Here is a 15,445-nt window from a genome sequence, read left to right as displayed (position 1 = left end):
GAGACCTATAACAACGTCCGGCCGCACCAGGCGCTCGGCTACCTGACTCCGAACGAGTACATCCGCCGCTGGAAGGCGGCGCAGCCTGCCACACGCTCATGAGGAGGCAAAGTCTTTCGGATCTACTGGACCAGTACATGTCCTTGACGTTCCCGCGCAGGCTAGTAGACTAAAGGGCGGCGAACGTGTTAGTGGATTACCGGTGGTGGGCAAAGTTTCATTGACGGGGAACGCGTCCGCACCGCGAGTTCACGCGAGTTCCCGCGAAGTTCAGCGAGTCCTCGCCGATCGCGCCGGTCCCCACAGCGGTGTTGCGTTTCATCGTGACGCTCCGCGCGCCGGAGTCCGCAGTTTATTAGTGGTGGAGGGGTTTGCATCATGGCGGGACAGCTTGACCGAATCGAAGGGATGCTGCGCGCGCTCTGCGCGCATCTCGGAGTCCGCGAACTCGAACAACACGCCGGCGCGCCCGCCGAGGCGGTGCCGGCCGAGAACGGCGCCCGGTATGCGGGCGTGGTCTCGCGCTTCGAACACGGCTGGGGATTCATCGAATGTGACGCGATGAACCGCAACTACTTCGTGCACTACAGCGATATCGAGGGGACCGGACTGCGCTCGCTCGATCCGGGCGATGTGGTGTCGTTCGAGATCGGGCCCGGCAGAGACGGACGGCCGAAGGCGGTGCGCGTGCGCCGCGAGGCCGGGCAGCCGTCCGGCCGTTCGAACCGGATCGAGGCGATTCCCAGGCCCGCCCTCCGCGGGAACGGCGATCGCCGCGGGCTGCCGCAGGTCGAGGACGAAGAGGAAGAAGAGCCCGCGCACGCCGAGTCCGCCGGCGACGACTGAGGCCGCCGGGGGAGCGGCGGCCGCCCGCGCCGAACCTCCGCAACCACGTAATCAAAGGACGGCGTCCAGCGGAGGTGTGGGGTGATCGTTCATCTGAGCTTTCACATTCACCCGGACAAGAAAGAGCAGGCCAAGGAGGAGCTTCGCAAGCTGCGCAGCGTGGTCGAGCGGCACGGCGGGAAGAACTTTCGCTACTACGCGTCGACGATCTCCGGCACCCCGAACCGTCTCTTCATCTACGATATCGAGTCGTTCGCGCACTTCGATACGCTGAGCCGGGATCCCGAGTTCCGCGCGATCAAGCTCGACTCGCTTTACACCGACGCGACCGGGACCATGTGGGCTGAAGTTCCTCTGTGACTTCCTCTGCGGGATAAGGCCGCGGATGGTGTATGATGGAAATCCAGCGGGCCCGTAGCTCAGTGGATAGAGCAGGGGACTCCTAAGCCTCAGGTCGGGGGTTCAATTCCCTCCGGGCCCGCCAAGCCTTAGTCCTCCGCGGCTCGGCGGTCGAATGAACCTCTTCTCAGCCTCAATCCGCCCAGTCGTTGCCGTGGAAAAGCGCCGCCGGTACGCTGCCGGCGAAATCCCCAAGGCGCGCGCGAAGTGAACCCGCAGCGTGGCCGCCGATTCCAGGCCCACTGCCGCCGCGACCTGGTCGATACTCTCCGCCGTCTTCTCCAGGCGGCGCTGCGCCGCCAGCACGCGCTGATGCATCAGCCACTGGTGCGGCGTCGTGCCATTCTGCCGCACGAACTGGCGCGCGAAGGTCCGCGGCGACATCGCGGCCCGCCGCGCCAGATCGTCCACCCGCAGCGCCCGCGCCAGATTCGCCTGCGCCCATGCCAGCACCGGCGCCAGGCCCTCCTCGCGCCGGTCCCGCAGCGGCTCGGCCACGAATTGAGCCTGCCCACCATCCCGATGCGGCGGCATCACCAGGCGCCGCGCCACCGAGTTCGCAACTTCCGCCCCATAGTCCCGCCGCACAATGTGCAGACACAGGTCGATCCCCGCCGCACTGCCCGCCGAAGTGAGAATGCTGCCCTCATCCACATATAGGCGGTCCACATCCACCTGAATGCGTGGATAACGCGCGGCCAGCCGGTCCGCATACCGCCAATGCGTGGTGGCCCGCTTGCCATCGAGCAGCCCCGCGGCCGCGAGCACGAAGACGCCGGAGCAGATCGAAACCAGCCGCGCCCCCGCCGCGTGCGCCACCCGCAGTCTGCGGAGTAGCGCCTCGGGCGGAGCTTCGTCCACGTGCCAGCCGGGGACGATGATGGTCCCAGCGCTTCGCAGCACACCCATCCCATGCGGCGCCTGGACGCGAATCCCGCCGGTGCCCCGCAGTGGCGTGCGGTCCAGGGAGAACACGCGGAACTCGTACCAGGGGACGTTCAGCTCCGGCCGGGACAGCCCGAACACCTCCGAAACGATTCCCAGCTCGAATGTGCCCATGCCGTCATACGCCATGGCGGCAAGCTTGCGCGGATCGCGGAGCGCCATGGCAGGATTTTAACACATATTGGCATTTCTGCCTCTCGACCCGGCCGCCCAGGCGTGCGAAAGTAATCCCATGACAACCCTCGAACACTTCGAAAAACTGCTCGAATTCGAAACCGACTGCTGGGATGTCCACGAGGACCTGAAATCCGGCAAGCCCGATTACGTCCTCCTGGATGTCCGCAGCCCGGAAGCTTATGCCGCCGGCCACGTCCCCGGAGCCATCAACCTGCCTCACGGCCGAATCGTCGAGCGCAACCTCGCCGCATTCCCTGCCGGCGTCGCCTTCGTGGTCTACTGCGACGGCCCCCAGTGCAACGGAGCGGATAAAGCGGCCGTGCGCCTCGCGCGCCTCAATCGAAAAGTGAAGAAGATGCTGGGGGGCATCGCGGGGTGGAAGTGGGAGGGGTTCGAGTTGGAATAAGAAGTCAGGAGACTGGCAACTTGGACGGCAGCAAGACACAAGGGAGGCTGAGAAACGGCCTCCCTTGTTCTCATGGACCGATGCTCTATATGCGTTCTCAGCCGAGCTTGGGCCCCGAGATCACGAACGGCTTTCCCTTCTGTCCCATGAACACCGCGACCCATTTGACGCGTGTCTGTCCCCGGTTGAGGTCCATGTGCCAGGTGTTGACCGGTTCCAGGTGGGCCGTCCCGGCCGGATAGGTCTTCTCGCCATGCCCCTCGACGGCGAGGGTGAGCGTGCCCTCGAGCACGTAGGCAAATATCGGGACCGGATGAAGGTGACGGTCGTGCTTTCCGCCCGGCGCGAGTTCGACGACGAATGCCGTGATTTCGTTCGGACCGGCGGGAAACTCAAGCGGCTGCCCCGTGTCGGTGGTGGAGCTCTTGAGCAGCGCCGCAGGTCTAAAGCCTATGTCTTCTGCGCGCGCACGCTGCTCGTCGGCCTGAAGCAGCAACGGCAGCGCCGCCAGGGCCGCCGATCCGGCGCCGGCCCGCGTCAGAAATGTCCGTCTGTTGATTTCCATCGGTCTGCCTCCTCTGAGGATCACTCCGCTGGCATGGTCGAGCGCGGTGTGAGCGTCGGCGGCCCGTCAAAGGCGGCCCGCCACGCCCGCATCGTAGGTTCTCCTCGCTCGGCGTGCCAGTGTAAAAACAGAACTGGTCAGCGGTCGGGCGTTGTGGAAGAATCGGGTCATGGAGCCTTACGGCCAATATTGTCCGGTTGCGCGGGCGATCGAAATCATCGCGGATCGCTGGACGCCGCTGATCATTCGGGAACTGCTGGCCGGGATTCATCGGTTCAACGATCTCGACCGCGGCCTCCCCGGCATCTCGCGGCCGCTCTTGGCGGAACGGCTGCGGCGGCTCGAGCACGCCGGCATCGTCGAACGTCGGACCCCATCCGATGGCGCGAGCGCCGGATACTATCTGACCGGCGCCGGTAAGGAGCTCAGGGCGGTCATCCAGAGCCTGGGGGAGTGGGGCGCCAAGTGGGCATTCGGAGATCCCAGGCCGGACGAACTTGATCCGGCGCTCCTCCTCTGGCGGATGCGCCGGCGTATCGACCTCGCGCTGGTGCCGCTTCGGCGTGTGGTGATCCGGTTCGACTTCCGCGGGATGAAACGTCCTCGCCCCCATTGGCTGGTGATCGAGAAGCCCGAGGTCTCCTTGTGCCTCACGGATCCCGGTTTTGACAGCGACCTGTACGTCGGCGCCGATCTCGCCGCGTTGTATAAGGTCTGGCTGGGCCGAACGACCTGGATTGCCGCGACGCGGGAGGGCTTGATCGAAGTCGACGGACCGCCGGCCCTGACCCGCGTCCTCCCCCGGTGGCTGCAGTGGAGCCCATTCGCGCCGGCTGTGCGAGAGGCGGCGGCGAGGGGCGCGGGGGCATGACCGAGGCCGCAGCACGGGGGGCGCCGCCGAAAGAGGCGCGCGCGAATCCTGTCCGGGAACTTGGACCCGGTTTTCGCGGAGCGGTGCTCCGGCCTGGCGATGAGGGTTATGATGCGGCGCGCCGGATTTGGAACGGCGCCATTGACAAGCGTCCGGCCCTGATCGCCCGTTGCACCGGCGCACCCGACGTCCTCAGCGCTGTGCGGGCGGCCCGGGAGCGTGGCGTGCTTACAGCGGTGCGGGGCGGCGGCCACAACGTTGCCGGGACGGCCACGTGTAACGGTGGTCTTGTGATCGACCTCTCGCCGATGAAGGGCATGCACGTCGATCCCGTACGACGGACGGCGAGGGCCGAGCCGGGGCTGCTTTGGGGGGAATTCGACCACGAGACGCAGGCATTTGGTCTCGCAGCACCCGGGGGCATCGTTACGCACACGGGGGTGGCCGGGCTCACGCTGGGCGGCGGCATCGGGTGGCTTATGCGCAAGCACGGACTGACCTGCGACAATCTTCTGTCTGCGGACGTGGCGACGGCGGACGGGCGGCTGGTCACAGCGAGCGACGAAGAGCATTCGGACCTCTTCTGGGGCGTCCGGGGCGGGGGTGGAAACTTCGGCATTGTCACGTCGTTCGAATTCCGGCTCCACCCGGTGGGCCCCACCGTCCTCGCCGGCGTCGTGCTGTACACCGACGAGCAGACGCGCGACGCATTGCGCTTCTATCGCGACTTTGCCGCCGGGGCGCCGGACGAACTCACGACGATCGTTGCACTGAGGCATGCACCAGCGCTGCCGTTTATCCCCGAACGCCTTCATGGCGCGCCGGTTCTCAGCATCGCCGCGTGCTACGCCGGGCCGATCGGGGACGGTGAACGGGTGCTCGCCCCGCTACGTGCGTTTGGGCCCCCGGCCGTCGATGCGATCCGGCCGATGCAATACACCGCGCACCAGGCGATGTTCGATGCGACCGTTCCACACGGGCTCCACTACTACTGGAAATCCCACGACTTGCCGGGCCTCAGTGACGACACGATTGACGTAATGCTCGGCCACGGGTGGGCGGCCCAGTCCCGCCGTTCGTACACGATCCTGTTCCAGTTAGGCGGCGCCATCGCTCGGACCGCGGAGAACGCCACCGCGTATGGTGGGCGCACGGCACAGTACAGCGTTAACATCAACGCGGTGTGCGAGAGCGCCGTCGGGTTCGAGGCCGAAGTCGCGTGGACGCGCCGATTCTCGGAAGCGCTGCGGCCGCTGTCCACCGGCGGCGTGTACGTGAACTTCCTCGGCGACGAAGGGGAGGACCGTGTCAGAGCCGCGTACGGCGAGGATCGGTACGCGCGACTGGTCGCGCTGAAAACCGCCTACGATCCCACTAATTTCTTTTGCCTGAACCAAAACATCAAGCCCAGGGGCCCTTCGCCCCTTCGTTCTCCTTGAAGATTGGGCGGGAGCGGGTCAGAGGTTCTGACTCGTTCTCGCCCTTCTTATCGCTACTGCCCGTCCCGCCTGACACTCATCACGGGGATTCGACGCGGATGCGCGTTCCCCGCGCCGTAAAGTTGTACGATTGAACCGACATCCCCTGAGCGTCGAATTGCTCACTCTTTCCCGAACCGGTGAACCCATCGAATTTCGCGTTCAGCGTTACTGTCGCCCGGGTTTTCCTCGTGCCGATGAAATCGCCCGCCGCATTGTGCCGGATGAAGAGCAACGTTAACGCAACAGTGTGGTCTCCTGTCCGGACCCACGTCCTGACGTTGACGTCCTCCCCAAAAGGTGGTCCAGTCCCAGGTTCAAAATTTACCCTTTGGGGAGGGCCTGGGATGCGCAAATCGCGGTTCACGGAGACCGAGATCGTCTATGCGGTCAAGCAAGCGGAAGCCGGGGTCCCCGGTGGGGGAGGTCGCCCGCAAGTACGGCGTGAGCCTGAAGACGATCTATGCCTGGCGCACGAAGTACGGCGGGCTGTCCGTGAGCGAAGTGGCGCGGCTGAAGCAGCTCGAGGACGAAAACCGCAAGCTCAAGCAAATGGTCGCCGAGCTCTCACTCGATAAGCAAATGCTGCAAGACGTGCTCCGAAAAAAACTTTGAGGCCCGCCGTGCGGCGCGACGTGATCCACCGAGCCACCGAGTGGTACCGGGTGAGTGAGCGGCGCGCATGTCGGGCCTTCGGCTGGCCGCGGAGTACCCAGCGGTATCGCCCGCGACGGGACCCGGCCACCGCCCTGCGGCTGCGGCTCCGCGACTTGGCGATGAGCCGGCCGCGCTATGGCTACCGGCGGCTCTGGGTGCTCTTGCGGCGTGAAGGCTGGACCGTCAATCACAAGCGGGTGCTCCGTGTGTACCGGGAAGAAGGCCTCGCCGTCCGCACCAAACACCGCAAAAAGCTGGCCGCACGGCTCCGGGTCCTCCCACCGGCGCCCGGGCGGGTGAATCAGCAGTGGAGCATCGACTTCATGGCGGATCAACTGGCCACGGGGCAGCGCATCCGGATCCTGACCGTGCTCGATCACTTCAGCCGGGAGTGCGTGTGGGTCGAGGTCGCCGCCCATCTGCCAGCAGACGCCGTGACCGCGGCCCTCAACGGGGCCATCGCGCAACGACGGAAGCCGGCGGTGTTGACGCTAGACAACGGCACGGAGTTTACGTCTCGCCACTTCGATGCCTGGGCCCACCGGGAGGGCATCCAGCTCGACTTCATCGCCCCGGGGCGACCGGTACAGAACACTTACATCGAGAGTTTCAACGGACGGCTGCGGGATGAGTGCCTCAACCAACACTGGTTCGGCAGCGTGGCTGAGGCTCGGGACGTCATTGCGGGGTGGCGCGAGGAGTACAACAAAACGAGACCGCACTCCAGCTTAGACGATCCCCGCCGGAGGTGTTCGCAGCTCGATGGCTGGCGGCCGCGACGCAGTGACGGCGACTTCAGCAGGCGCCGCAGAGCAGGTCAGGACTGGACCAAGGTTGGGGAGCAGCTCAACCACGGAGGCGCGTCTCATTTCGGATGGACCACTTTACAGGGGGCAGGTCATGGTTTTGGAGCATCTAAGAATGCCGCCCGCGTTAGGACCCGCGAATCAAGGAAAATGAAAGCCCTCCACGAGATAGACGATGAAGGGAAGAACTGATAAAGACAGAGGGAAAAGGCACCCAGAGGACCGGTGCATGAAGAGTTTGATGACGGTGAAGAAAAAGGAGCGCACCTCGCACCAAGGCGACTGGCGTGGAAAGACGCTGTCGCGGTTTCGCGCGCTCATCAAGCAAGCCGACCCCGAAGCGGTCGAGGAGCGGAAATGGAAGAAGCCGTCGAACCCCGCTGGAGTTCCGGTCTGGTCTCACGACGGGATCATTTGCACCGGCGAGACCTACAAGAACCACGTGAGGCTGACCTTCGCCAAGGGAGCTTCTCTCAAGGACCCGAACGGCCTCTTCAACGCCGGCCTCGAAGGCAATCTCTTGCGCGCCATTGTCATCCATGAGGGAGACGAGATTGACGAGAAGGCTTTCAGGACGCTGATTCGTGCAGCGGTGACCCTGAACGAGAGCCTTCGAAGACAAAAAAGCAGAAGCGCAAGAACGAGGATTGCAGGCGTGAACCTTCCTGCCATCGCATCCACCGCGGCCCGAGGAGGGGTTGCTCCACGTCGCCCGAACTACTGACGGCGGGACCGCGGTCTCCGTGGAGGTCAATGGGCGCGGGGGAGCACGTCATGATAACGGCTGCAGAAAGTCCGCTGTGAGAAAATCCGAATCGCTGCCGCACAAATCGAGGCTAACGCGGCGGACTCTCCTTAAGTCCGGTGCTGCGGCCGCCGCTGTCGGAATCGCAACGGCGGCGGTGCCGACTCGGCCGACATCAGCCCAGGGCCGCGGCAATATCTTGAACGTCGCGCTGCAGTTCTACGCGGAGACGTTTGATCCAGCGATCGGCGTCGCCGGCCCTCATTACCGCATCTTTGTCAACACGTACGAGGGGTTGGTCGAGTACCAGCGTGGGACGGCGAACCTCATGCCTGCCCTCGCCACCTCATGGACGATCTCGCCGGACCTCACCGTCTACACGTTCAAGCTTCGTTCAAACGTGAAATTCCACGATGGGTCCACCCTGGACGCGGAAGCCGTCAAGCGCTCGTTCGACCGGGTCAAGAAGATCGCGCAGGGCCCGGCGATTTTCCTCCGCCAGATGAAGGAAATCGACATCGTCGATCCGATGACCGTGCGGGTGACACTGCTCCAGCCGTCGGCGACCTTCATCTACGGCCTGTCCAAGATATTCGTGCACGGCAAGGCGCACGCCGCGGACGCCGACGACGGCCGGGCGTGGTTCGCGGCGAACATCAACGGCACGGGACCGTTCGCCGTGTCGCAGGCTGAGAAGAACCAGTTCATCGCCCTGCGGCGGCACTCCCCGTACTGGAAGGGTTGGCCCGCCCAGCATGTCGACGGCGTGCTGATTCGCATCGTGCCCGACGCCGGCACGCAGAAGCTCATGCTCGCCCGCGGCGAAGTCGACATGATGAACCTGTACTCGATCGGTCCGGACGAGCCGCCCGAGAACCTGGCCAAGCTTCCAGGGGTCAAACTGGTGAAGAGTCCGACCTACCGGACGTTCTTCTACCCGATGAATGTGCAAAAACCGAACTCGCCGCTCCGCGACAAACGGGTCAGGAAGGCGTTCGCACTCGCGTTCAACTACGACGCGCTGCGGGACGTCTACTACGGCAACGAGCAGGTGCCGAACGGGTTCCTTGCGCCCGGGTTTGTCGGGTACGATCGGGCACGGCCGAAAGTCGGACGGGATGTAGCCGCGGCGCGGAAGCTGCTGGCCGAGGCCGGTTACGCGCGGGGCCTGGAAACCGCACTCGACGTGAACCAAGAAGAAGAGCAGGGGCGCAAGATGGGGCTCATTTTTCAGCAATCCCTCAAGGAGATCGGCGTCAACGCGAGCCTTCTCTACTCGCCGCCGCCCGGCGTGTTTTACGCGCAGATCGCCAAGCTCGAGACGGCCCCGCTCTCCGGGCCCCACCTGACGCAGTCCCCGCTGACCGCCGACGCGGGCAGCTACATTCGCCAAATCTTCGGCAGCGACAGCGCGGGGAAACCTTATAACTTTGCCTGGTACCAGAACCCCGAGGTGGATCGCCGTCTCGATGCGGCGGAACGGGAGCGCGATCCCAACAAGCGGATCGCACTGTGGCGCCAGGCGGAGAGCCTCGTGATCGACGATCAGCCCGTGGTCTTTTTGGCCTTCGCGACGCCGATCGTCGAGCCGGTCCGGGAGCGCGTCATGAACTATCTGTATCATCCCTTCGATTACAGCGGGGTCTTTCAGTTCTACCCTGTGTGGTTGAGCTGACCGGTCGCCGGCCGCCATCCTGGGCCGGATGACGCGGACGGCGTCGCCTCCGCGCGAGGCAGCGAATGTCGTGGCGGTTTCTGATTGCACGCGGTGCCTGGGCGGTGATTGTGCTGCTCGGCATTACCGCGATGACGTTTTGTCTGACACGGCTGATTCCCGGCGATCCCGCCCGGGCCGCCGCGGGCCCCGAGGCGAGCGCCGAGGCCGTTGAGACGCTCAGAAAGTCGATGGGGCTGGACCGGCCGCTCGCCGCCCAGTACGTTTCGTACCTGCGCGACCTGGCGTCCTTCAACTTTGGCCGCTCCATTCAGACCCAGCGGCCAGTGCACGAAGATCTGGACGTGTACCTTCCCGCGACCGCCGAACTGGCGGTCGTCGTCATGATCGTCTATACAGCCTGTTCGATCGCCTTCGGCATCATCGCCGCGGTCAACCCGGGGCGACCCGGCGATTACGTGATTCGAGCGCTCAGCGTCGCGGGAGTCGCACTGCCGTCGTTCTGGCTCGGCATGCTGCTCCAATTTGCGTTCTACCGCCAGCTCGGCTGGCTGCCGGCGACGGGCCGGCTCGATCCGTTGGTGTCGCCTCCGGTCCGGATGACCGGCCTGTATCTGGTGGACGGCGTCATGACCGCGAACTGGCCGGCGGTGTGGTCCGCGGCCGGCCACCTTGCGCTGCCCGTTGTCGCCACCGTCGCCTCCCGGTTAGGGGTCGGGGTGAAGCTCACCCGGACGATCATGTTGGAGGTGCTCGGAGAAGATTACATCCGCACGGCGCACAGCAAGGGGTTGTCCGGCTTCTTGGTGGTCTATCGGCACGGGCTAAAAAACGCGCTCATTCCCATCATCACCACGCTCGGGATGCAGTTCAGTGCTCTGCTCGGCGGCACGGTGATCGTGGAGGTCGTCTTCGGGTGGCCGGGGATCGGGCGCTACGCCGTCGGATCGATCAAGACCCTGGACTTCCCCGCCATCATGAGCGTCACTGTCGTGCTGGCCGTAGCGTTTCTCGTCATGAGCGTGCTCGTGGACGCGCTCTACCTATGGCTGGACCCGCGAATCAAATATCAGTGATGCACACGTGAAGCCGTCCGATGGCGGTCACGGCGCGTAGCCGCGCGGTTCCCCGCGCCGGCCTCGGCGCCGCGAGGCGCTTGCGGGCAAGGCACGTCCCGGCCGCGGCGCTGGGGATCGCCGCGGCGGTCATCGTCGCCACCGGTATTTTCGCACCCGTGCTGGCCCCGGCGGATCCCAATACCCTGAACCTCGCGCAGGCGTTCAAGCCGCCGTCGGCGGGTGTGTGGTTTGGAACCGATGAGACCGGCCGAGACATCCTCAGCCGGACGATCTGGGGCACTCGGGTCTCGCTCGCCGCCGCCGGTATGGTCCTGCTGATCTCCATGGTGCTCGGGATCTTGATCGGGTCGGTCGCCGGGTACCGGGGCGGGGTCATCGACGACATCCTGATGCGCCTCGCCGATCTGTTCCTGGCGTTCCCAGGCCTGGTGCTCGCGATCGCGATTACCGCCGCTCTCGGCCCGAGCCTGCGCAACGCCGTGATCGCGGTCGCGATCGTCTGGTGGCCCACGTACGCGAGGTTGATTCGCAGCCGCGTGCTGACCGTGAAAGCGATGCTCTATATCGAGGCGGCGCACGCGGTTGGCGTCTCCGATGCGAAAATCCTCTTTCGGCACGTGCTGCCGCAGTGCTGGGGCATCATCGTGTCCCGGATGACGGTGGACGTCGGCTACGCCATCCTGCTGACCGCGAGCCTGAGTTTTCTGGGATTGGGCAGCCAGCCGCCGACGGCGGAGTGGGGAAGCATGATTGCCACGTCACGTCCGTACTTCTTCTCCTACTGGTGGACGGTGACGTTTCCCGGTTTGGCGATGTTTGTGACCGTCCTTGTCTTCAGTTTTTTCGGCGACGTCCTGTACGAGACGTTTGGAATCAAAGGGGGACGGCAAATGTAGGAACGACCGGTCGCCGGGGTTCCCACGCCGAGACTAGGGAGGAAGACAGTGGCGTTGATCACCCAACCGAAGGTGGTTCCGGTGGCCACCCTGGCAAGCGGGGCCGAACTGCAGGTCGTGATCCATGAGCTCCGAGGACAGGCGGGCGAGGGGCCGACGCTCGGTCTCTCCGCATGTCTGCACGGCGACGAGCAGGTTTCGACCGAGATCCTCTACCGTTTCCTGCAACAAGTGGAACCGGCGCGGCTCAAAGGCCGGCTCCTGGTTGTGCCTGTCGCCAATCCGCTCGCCTACGAAGCCATCACACGGCACACGCCGCTCGACATGCAGAATCTGAACCGTGTGTTTCCCGGAGACGGCGAGGGGTTTCTGACGCACCAACTCGCGGAGGTGCTCGTGGCAGAGTTCCTCAGCCGGGTGGACTACTACGTTGATCTGCACGCAGGCGGCGCGCACGCCACGGTTGACTACGTGTATCTCGCGAACGCGGAGAACTTGTCGAGGGCGTTCGGCTCGACGGTGCTGTTCCGGCCGCCGGCCGGATACGGCTACCAAGGCTCCACGGCGTCCTACACGGTGGGGCGAGGAATCCCGACGGTCACGGTGGAGCTGGGAGGCGGAGGCATCGACCAGTCCGACTACGTGCGGCGCGGGGTGGCCGGTCTCATCAACGTGATGCGGCAGATCGGGATGCTCCCCGAACCGCCCACCGCGCCCCCGACGCAGATCGTCCTCAACGCCCTCACGACCCTGCGGCCACGTGCCGGCGGCCTGTTGCTGCCGGAGGTCACGACACTCCACACGGAGGTTCCCAAAGGGACCGTTTTGGGCCGTACGTTCAGTCCGTATTCCTTCAAGGAGCTGGAAACACTCCGGGCGCCCTTCGAACGCAGTATCACCGTCCTCATCCGGCCCGTCCCCTGCCGCATCAATCCCGGGGACTTTGGGTACATGATGGGCGATCTGACGACCGCAGACGGGCAGTGAGGGAGTCCTCTAGACCGGTTCTGCGGCGACGTAGATCAACGCGGATCCCTCAACGGTGCAGATTTGCGGACGCAGCAGCATCATCGCCGTCTGTTCGTACGGCGCGGTGAACACCTGCAGCTCGGCAAGGGTGTGCAGGTCGAGAATCCTGCCCAGCTCGGTTCCGATCGGGACGATCGTGCCCACGGCCTCTTCGCGCAATGCCGGCACGAAAATCCCGCCCGTCTTGGCGCGCAGCGCTTTCGTCGGGCCCACATCCACGGCTTTCTCAGCGGGGGCAGGCGGGGCATCCAGCGCCAGGACGCCGAGGTTGCAGAGCGCGCGCTCGAGACCTTTGACGTTGCGCTCGGCCCAATACATTTCTTTGCTCGAACGCCCGCCGACCTCCACGTTGGCGACTTTGACGCCGAACGAGCGCGCGTAGGTGGTCAGCCCGCCTTTCTTGTTCGGGGCGTTGCTGATGAACGGCCCCCCGAGGTCGGCGGCAAGCTGCTCGGAGCCCTCAAATCGTTTGACGAACGCGTTGACACACCACGTGCCCCCGCCGTGCAGATCGATCACCACGTCGCTGTCCGCGACCAGCGGGGCGATGACGGCCGCGAGGCGGTCGGAGTGCGATCCTTCCGGGTTGCCCGGAAACAAGGCGTCGAGGTCGAGCGAGTTGGGGGAATCGATCCAGGAATTGCGCCGTTCGACCTCGGCCGCGAGCGCGTTGGCGGTGAAGATGACGCGCAGGCGTCCGGTGAGCTTCGCCCGCGGATTCCGGCACAACATCTTGATCGCCAGCGCGGACCAGGGCCCTTCGTCCCCATGCGTTCCCGCGATGAGGGTCGCGCGGGGACCGGCCGTCCCCGCTTCGCCGTACGTGAGGGGGATGTGCCGTGCGGCGGCGTGCCCGGTGATTTGGACTTCGTGCCAGCGCAACGCGTCATAGATGGTATCCATGTCGGCGGCTCCTCGGGTATCCGTCATTGGTCGGCCTGCTCCTCGTACCAGTGCTGGCGCGCTCGAAAATCGTCCGGATACAGCGTGACCTTCTCCGGCGCGAATTCAAAGTCGGCTCCCTCGCGGGCGAGCGTCCGGACCAGCGGGGCGGCGTCGAAGCGATATCCATTGAACCGGCCGGGCGGCTGGGCGGCGAGCCACACGTAGGCCTTGCCGAGTTCGACCGGGTCGGCCCAGCCGGCTCGGACCTCCGCCGGCGCCCGGTCGTACTCCGCCCAGGTCATGCGCGTCGGCTTGATGCGGGCACCGGGGCCGATCGCGTTCACGGCGATATTGCAGGCGCGGGCTTCGAGCGACAGCGCCTTGACGAATCCCTCGGCGCCGTGCTTGATCGCGCAGTACGCGATCTCTTCCCGATAACCGCGAATGCTCGAGCCGCTGGCGATGCCGATAATGTGGCCCCCGCCCTGCGCCTTCATCTGATTCCACGCCACATGCGCGCAGTTGAACAGCCCGCCGAGACCGACGTTGATCTGGCGCCACCATTCCGCCGGCGTGGTTGCCTCGAAGGTGACGAGCGGCATGTAGATCGCGTTGTGCACCACGACGTCCAATCGGCCCCAGCGATCGACGACGTCCTTCACCACCCGCCTCCACTCCGCGAGGTCGGCGACGTCGAAGACGTAGGGCTGAAACTCGGCGCCGTCCGCGGCCAGGTCCCGGCCGCAGCGCGCCAGTTCGTTGTCGTCGATATCGGTCACGCACACCCGCGTTCCGGCGCGGCCAAACGCCCGCGCGATTCCCCAGCCAAGGCCGCGCGCCGCGCCGGTGACGAGGGCCACCCGTTTGTGCGGCGGCATCATTGTCTGGTCCCTCCTTGACATGGTGGAGCAACTGGTCGGGCCGCCGGCGGGCGTTGTGCTCCTGGAACGCGAGTCGCCCAGGACTCACGGACGGCAACGACGTCCTTCGCTCGAGTGATCGGGAACCGGGGGTCCAACGTGCGGCCCGGCAGGTTCATCAACGAGGGCGGTCTAATAGATCACCGGCAGTCTTCAGTGGAGAATTTCTGGATCGGTGCCACAAGACCCTGCGGCGGGATCGGCGCCGCTTCAGCGCGACGCCATCAGCTGACGAGGGGGACGGCGATGACCGGCGAGTTTGCGGGCAAGGTCGTGATCGTGTCGGGCGCGGCGCAGGGGATCGGCGGCGTGATCGTGCGGCGGATTGCCGGGGAGGGCGCCCGCGGCGTGATCGCCGACGTCGACGAGGAACGGGCGGAGGCGCGTGTCCGGGAGCTGGCCGAACTCGGCTGCGACGTCCGCTTCATCCGCACCGATGTCCGCGACAGCGCGCAGGTGAACGCCATGGTGGACCGCGTCGTGGAAGGCTGCGGGCGCGTCGATATTCTCGTGCACGGCGCCGGGGTGGGTGTGCACAAGAAGATCGTGGACCTGACCGACGACGAGTGGGATCTGCAGGTCGATGTCCAGCTGCGGGGCGCCTTTGTGTTGAGCCGGGCGGTCGGCCGCCGGCTGATCGCGCAGGGGCAGGGCGGGCGCATTATCTTGATCGGGTCGACGTCGGGAAACAACGCCCGCGTCACCGGCGGTCCTCACGCCGCGTCGAAGGCGGGCGAAATTCAACTGGCGCGGGTCATGGCCATGGAGATGGGGCCCCACGGCATCACCGTCAACGTCGTGTCCCCGGGGCTGACCGATATCTCCGGGATCTCGCGTTCGAAGCAGACGCCCGAGTATCAGCGCGCGTTCGTCGCGCAGGTGCCGATCGGGCGGCTCGCCACGCCGGACGAAATCGCCGACGCGGTCTTGTTTTTCGCGTCCGATCGCGCGCGCTTCGTGACAGGGCAGGTGCTCTGCGTCGACGGCGGCTACTCCGCCGGCAAACTGGCGGTGCAGGGCCCGAGCGTCGACGCCTTCTACGGGCTGATGGCCAAGACCCCGTAGC

General features: G+C 65.5%; 16 protein-coding genes, 1 tRNA gene and 1 pseudogene. 14 read left to right on the top strand and 4 right to left on the bottom strand.

What is annotated here, in order from left to right; all coding sequences use genetic code 11:
- The 4 genes from VKT83_07160 to VKT83_07145 form a co-directional block, all read left to right on the top strand.
- A partial coding sequence (locus VKT83_07160; GenBank protein HLY22232.1) for an integrase core domain-containing protein occupies positions 1-102 on the top strand: 102 nt, incomplete at its 5' end.
- 276 nt (positions 103-378) lie between these two features.
- Entirely contained in the window at positions 379-846 is a 468-nt protein-coding gene (locus VKT83_07155; GenBank protein ID HLY22231.1) for a cold shock domain-containing protein, read from the top strand.
- Positions 847-927: 81 nt separating this feature from the next.
- Positions 928-1,206 (top strand): hypothetical protein, encoded by a 279-nt coding sequence (locus VKT83_07150; protein HLY22230.1) that lies wholly within the window; start codon positions 928-930, stop codon positions 1,204-1,206.
- Between the two features lie 48 nt (positions 1,207-1,254).
- Positions 1,255-1,330, top strand: a tRNA-Arg gene (locus VKT83_07145).
- On the opposite strand, the gene ftrA is transcribed toward VKT83_07145, so the two are convergent.
- A complete protein-coding gene (ftrA, locus tag VKT83_07140) occupies positions 1,309-2,352 on the bottom strand; it encodes a transcriptional regulator FtrA (GenBank protein ID HLY22229.1) in 1,044 nt (347 codons plus the stop codon). The two genes, VKT83_07145 and ftrA, sit on opposite strands and share 22 nt — an antisense overlap.
- A 70-nt stretch (positions 2,353-2,422) precedes the next feature.
- Here ftrA and VKT83_07135 point away from each other — a divergent pair, with 70 nt between their 5' ends.
- Positions 2,423-2,773 carry a rhodanese-like domain-containing protein gene (locus tag VKT83_07135; GenBank protein HLY22228.1) on the top strand — a complete coding sequence of 117 codons (351 nt, stop codon included), beginning with the start codon at positions 2,423-2,425 and terminating at the stop codon, positions 2,771-2,773.
- A gap of 97 nt (positions 2,774-2,870) precedes the next feature.
- On the opposite strand, the gene VKT83_07130 is transcribed toward VKT83_07135, so the two are convergent.
- On the bottom strand, positions 2,871-3,338 hold the full coding sequence (locus VKT83_07130; GenBank protein ID HLY22227.1) for a cupin domain-containing protein: 468 nt from the start codon (positions 3,336-3,338) through the stop codon (positions 2,871-2,873).
- Positions 3,339-3,507: 169 nt separating this feature from the next.
- Between VKT83_07130 and VKT83_07125 the strand changes: the two genes are divergently transcribed.
- From VKT83_07125 to VKT83_07090, 8 genes and pseudogenes are all read left to right on the top strand, one after another.
- Positions 3,508-4,209, top strand: coding sequence for a helix-turn-helix domain-containing protein (locus VKT83_07125; protein ID HLY22226.1), 702 nt, complete (start codon positions 3,508-3,510; stop codon positions 4,207-4,209).
- Positions 4,206-5,648 (top strand): FAD-binding oxidoreductase, encoded by a 1,443-nt coding sequence (locus VKT83_07120; GenBank protein ID HLY22225.1) that lies wholly within the window; start codon positions 4,206-4,208, stop codon positions 5,646-5,648. The genes VKT83_07125 and VKT83_07120 overlap by 4 nt, the downstream gene beginning before the upstream one ends.
- A 386-nt stretch (positions 5,649-6,034) precedes the next feature.
- Positions 6,035-7,131 (top strand): annotated as a pseudogene (locus VKT83_07115) (IS3 family transposase).
- A gap of 248 nt (positions 7,132-7,379) precedes the next feature.
- Positions 7,380-7,874 (top strand): DUF1801 domain-containing protein, encoded by a 495-nt coding sequence (locus VKT83_07110; protein HLY22224.1) that lies wholly within the window; start codon positions 7,380-7,382, stop codon positions 7,872-7,874.
- Between the two features lie 178 nt (positions 7,875-8,052).
- Positions 8,053-9,570 carry an ABC transporter substrate-binding protein gene (locus VKT83_07105; protein HLY22223.1) on the top strand — a complete coding sequence of 506 codons (1,518 nt, stop codon included), beginning with the start codon at positions 8,053-8,055 and terminating at the stop codon, positions 9,568-9,570.
- 65 nt (positions 9,571-9,635) lie between these two features.
- Entirely contained in the window at positions 9,636-10,646 is a 1,011-nt protein-coding gene (locus VKT83_07100; GenBank protein ID HLY22222.1) for an ABC transporter permease, read from the top strand.
- A 20-nt stretch (positions 10,647-10,666) separates the two neighbouring features.
- Complete coding sequence (locus VKT83_07095; GenBank protein ID HLY22221.1) at positions 10,667-11,545, top strand: ABC transporter permease; 879 nt, start codon at positions 10,667-10,669, stop codon at positions 11,543-11,545.
- Positions 11,546-11,593: 48 nt separating this feature from the next.
- Complete coding sequence (locus VKT83_07090; GenBank protein ID HLY22220.1) at positions 11,594-12,532, top strand: succinylglutamate desuccinylase/aspartoacylase family protein; 939 nt, start codon at positions 11,594-11,596, stop codon at positions 12,530-12,532.
- A gap of 9 nt (positions 12,533-12,541) precedes the next feature.
- Here the strand turns inward: VKT83_07090 and VKT83_07085 are convergent, their stop codons facing one another.
- Together VKT83_07085 and VKT83_07080 are read right to left on the bottom strand one after the other, a co-directional pair.
- Positions 12,542-13,477, bottom strand: a complete 936-nt coding sequence (locus tag VKT83_07085) for a M14 family metallopeptidase (GenBank protein HLY22219.1) — start codon at positions 13,475-13,477, stop codon at positions 12,542-12,544.
- Between the two features lie 23 nt (positions 13,478-13,500).
- Entirely contained in the window at positions 13,501-14,340 is an 840-nt protein-coding gene (locus VKT83_07080) for an SDR family oxidoreductase (protein HLY22218.1), read from the bottom strand.
- 285 nt (positions 14,341-14,625) lie between these two features.
- Here VKT83_07080 and VKT83_07075 point away from each other — a divergent pair, with 285 nt between their 5' ends.
- On the top strand, positions 14,626-15,444 hold the full coding sequence (locus VKT83_07075; GenBank protein ID HLY22217.1) for an SDR family NAD(P)-dependent oxidoreductase: 819 nt from the start codon (positions 14,626-14,628) through the stop codon (positions 15,442-15,444).
- The last annotated feature ends 1 nt before the right edge of the window (position 15,445 follow it).

It is taken from the genome of bacterium, assembly GCA_035308905.1.
Classification (GTDB): Bacteria; Sysuimicrobiota; Sysuimicrobiia; order Sysuimicrobiales; family Segetimicrobiaceae; genus DASSJF01.
This window is presented reverse-complemented; position numbering and strand designations above follow the sequence as displayed.

What these genes read in the sequence shown, in the direction of transcription:
- VKT83_07155 (HLY22231.1), top strand. Translation starts at nt 379, where the DNA reads ATGGCGGGACAGCTTGACCGAATCGAAGGGATGCTGCGCGCGCTCTGC.
- ftrA (HLY22229.1), bottom strand. Translation starts at nt 2,352, where the DNA reads ATGGCGCTCCGCGATCCGCGCAAGCTTGCCGCCATGGCGTATGACGGC.
- VKT83_07135 (HLY22228.1), top strand. Translation starts at nt 2,423, where the DNA reads ATGACAACCCTCGAACACTTCGAAAAACTGCTCGAATTCGAAACCGAC.
- VKT83_07130 (HLY22227.1), bottom strand. Translation starts at nt 3,338, where the DNA reads ATGGAAATCAACAGACGGACATTTCTGACGCGGGCCGGCGCCGGATCG.
- VKT83_07125 (HLY22226.1), top strand. Translation starts at nt 3,508, where the DNA reads ATGGAGCCTTACGGCCAATATTGTCCGGTTGCGCGGGCGATCGAAATC.
- VKT83_07120 (HLY22225.1), top strand. Translation starts at nt 4,206, where the DNA reads ATGACCGAGGCCGCAGCACGGGGGGCGCCGCCGAAAGAGGCGCGCGCG.
- VKT83_07110 (HLY22224.1), top strand. Translation starts at nt 7,380, where the DNA reads ATGAAGAGTTTGATGACGGTGAAGAAAAAGGAGCGCACCTCGCACCAA.
- VKT83_07100 (HLY22222.1), top strand. Translation starts at nt 9,636, where the DNA reads ATGTCGTGGCGGTTTCTGATTGCACGCGGTGCCTGGGCGGTGATTGTG.
- VKT83_07095 (HLY22221.1), top strand. Translation starts at nt 10,667, where the DNA reads ATGGCGGTCACGGCGCGTAGCCGCGCGGTTCCCCGCGCCGGCCTCGGC.
- VKT83_07085 (HLY22219.1), bottom strand. Translation starts at nt 13,477, where the DNA reads ATGGATACCATCTATGACGCGTTGCGCTGGCACGAAGTCCAAATCACC.
- VKT83_07080 (HLY22218.1), bottom strand. Translation starts at nt 14,340, where the DNA reads ATGATGCCGCCGCACAAACGGGTGGCCCTCGTCACCGGCGCGGCGCGC.
- VKT83_07075 (HLY22217.1), top strand. Translation starts at nt 14,626, where the DNA reads ATGACCGGCGAGTTTGCGGGCAAGGTCGTGATCGTGTCGGGCGCGGCG.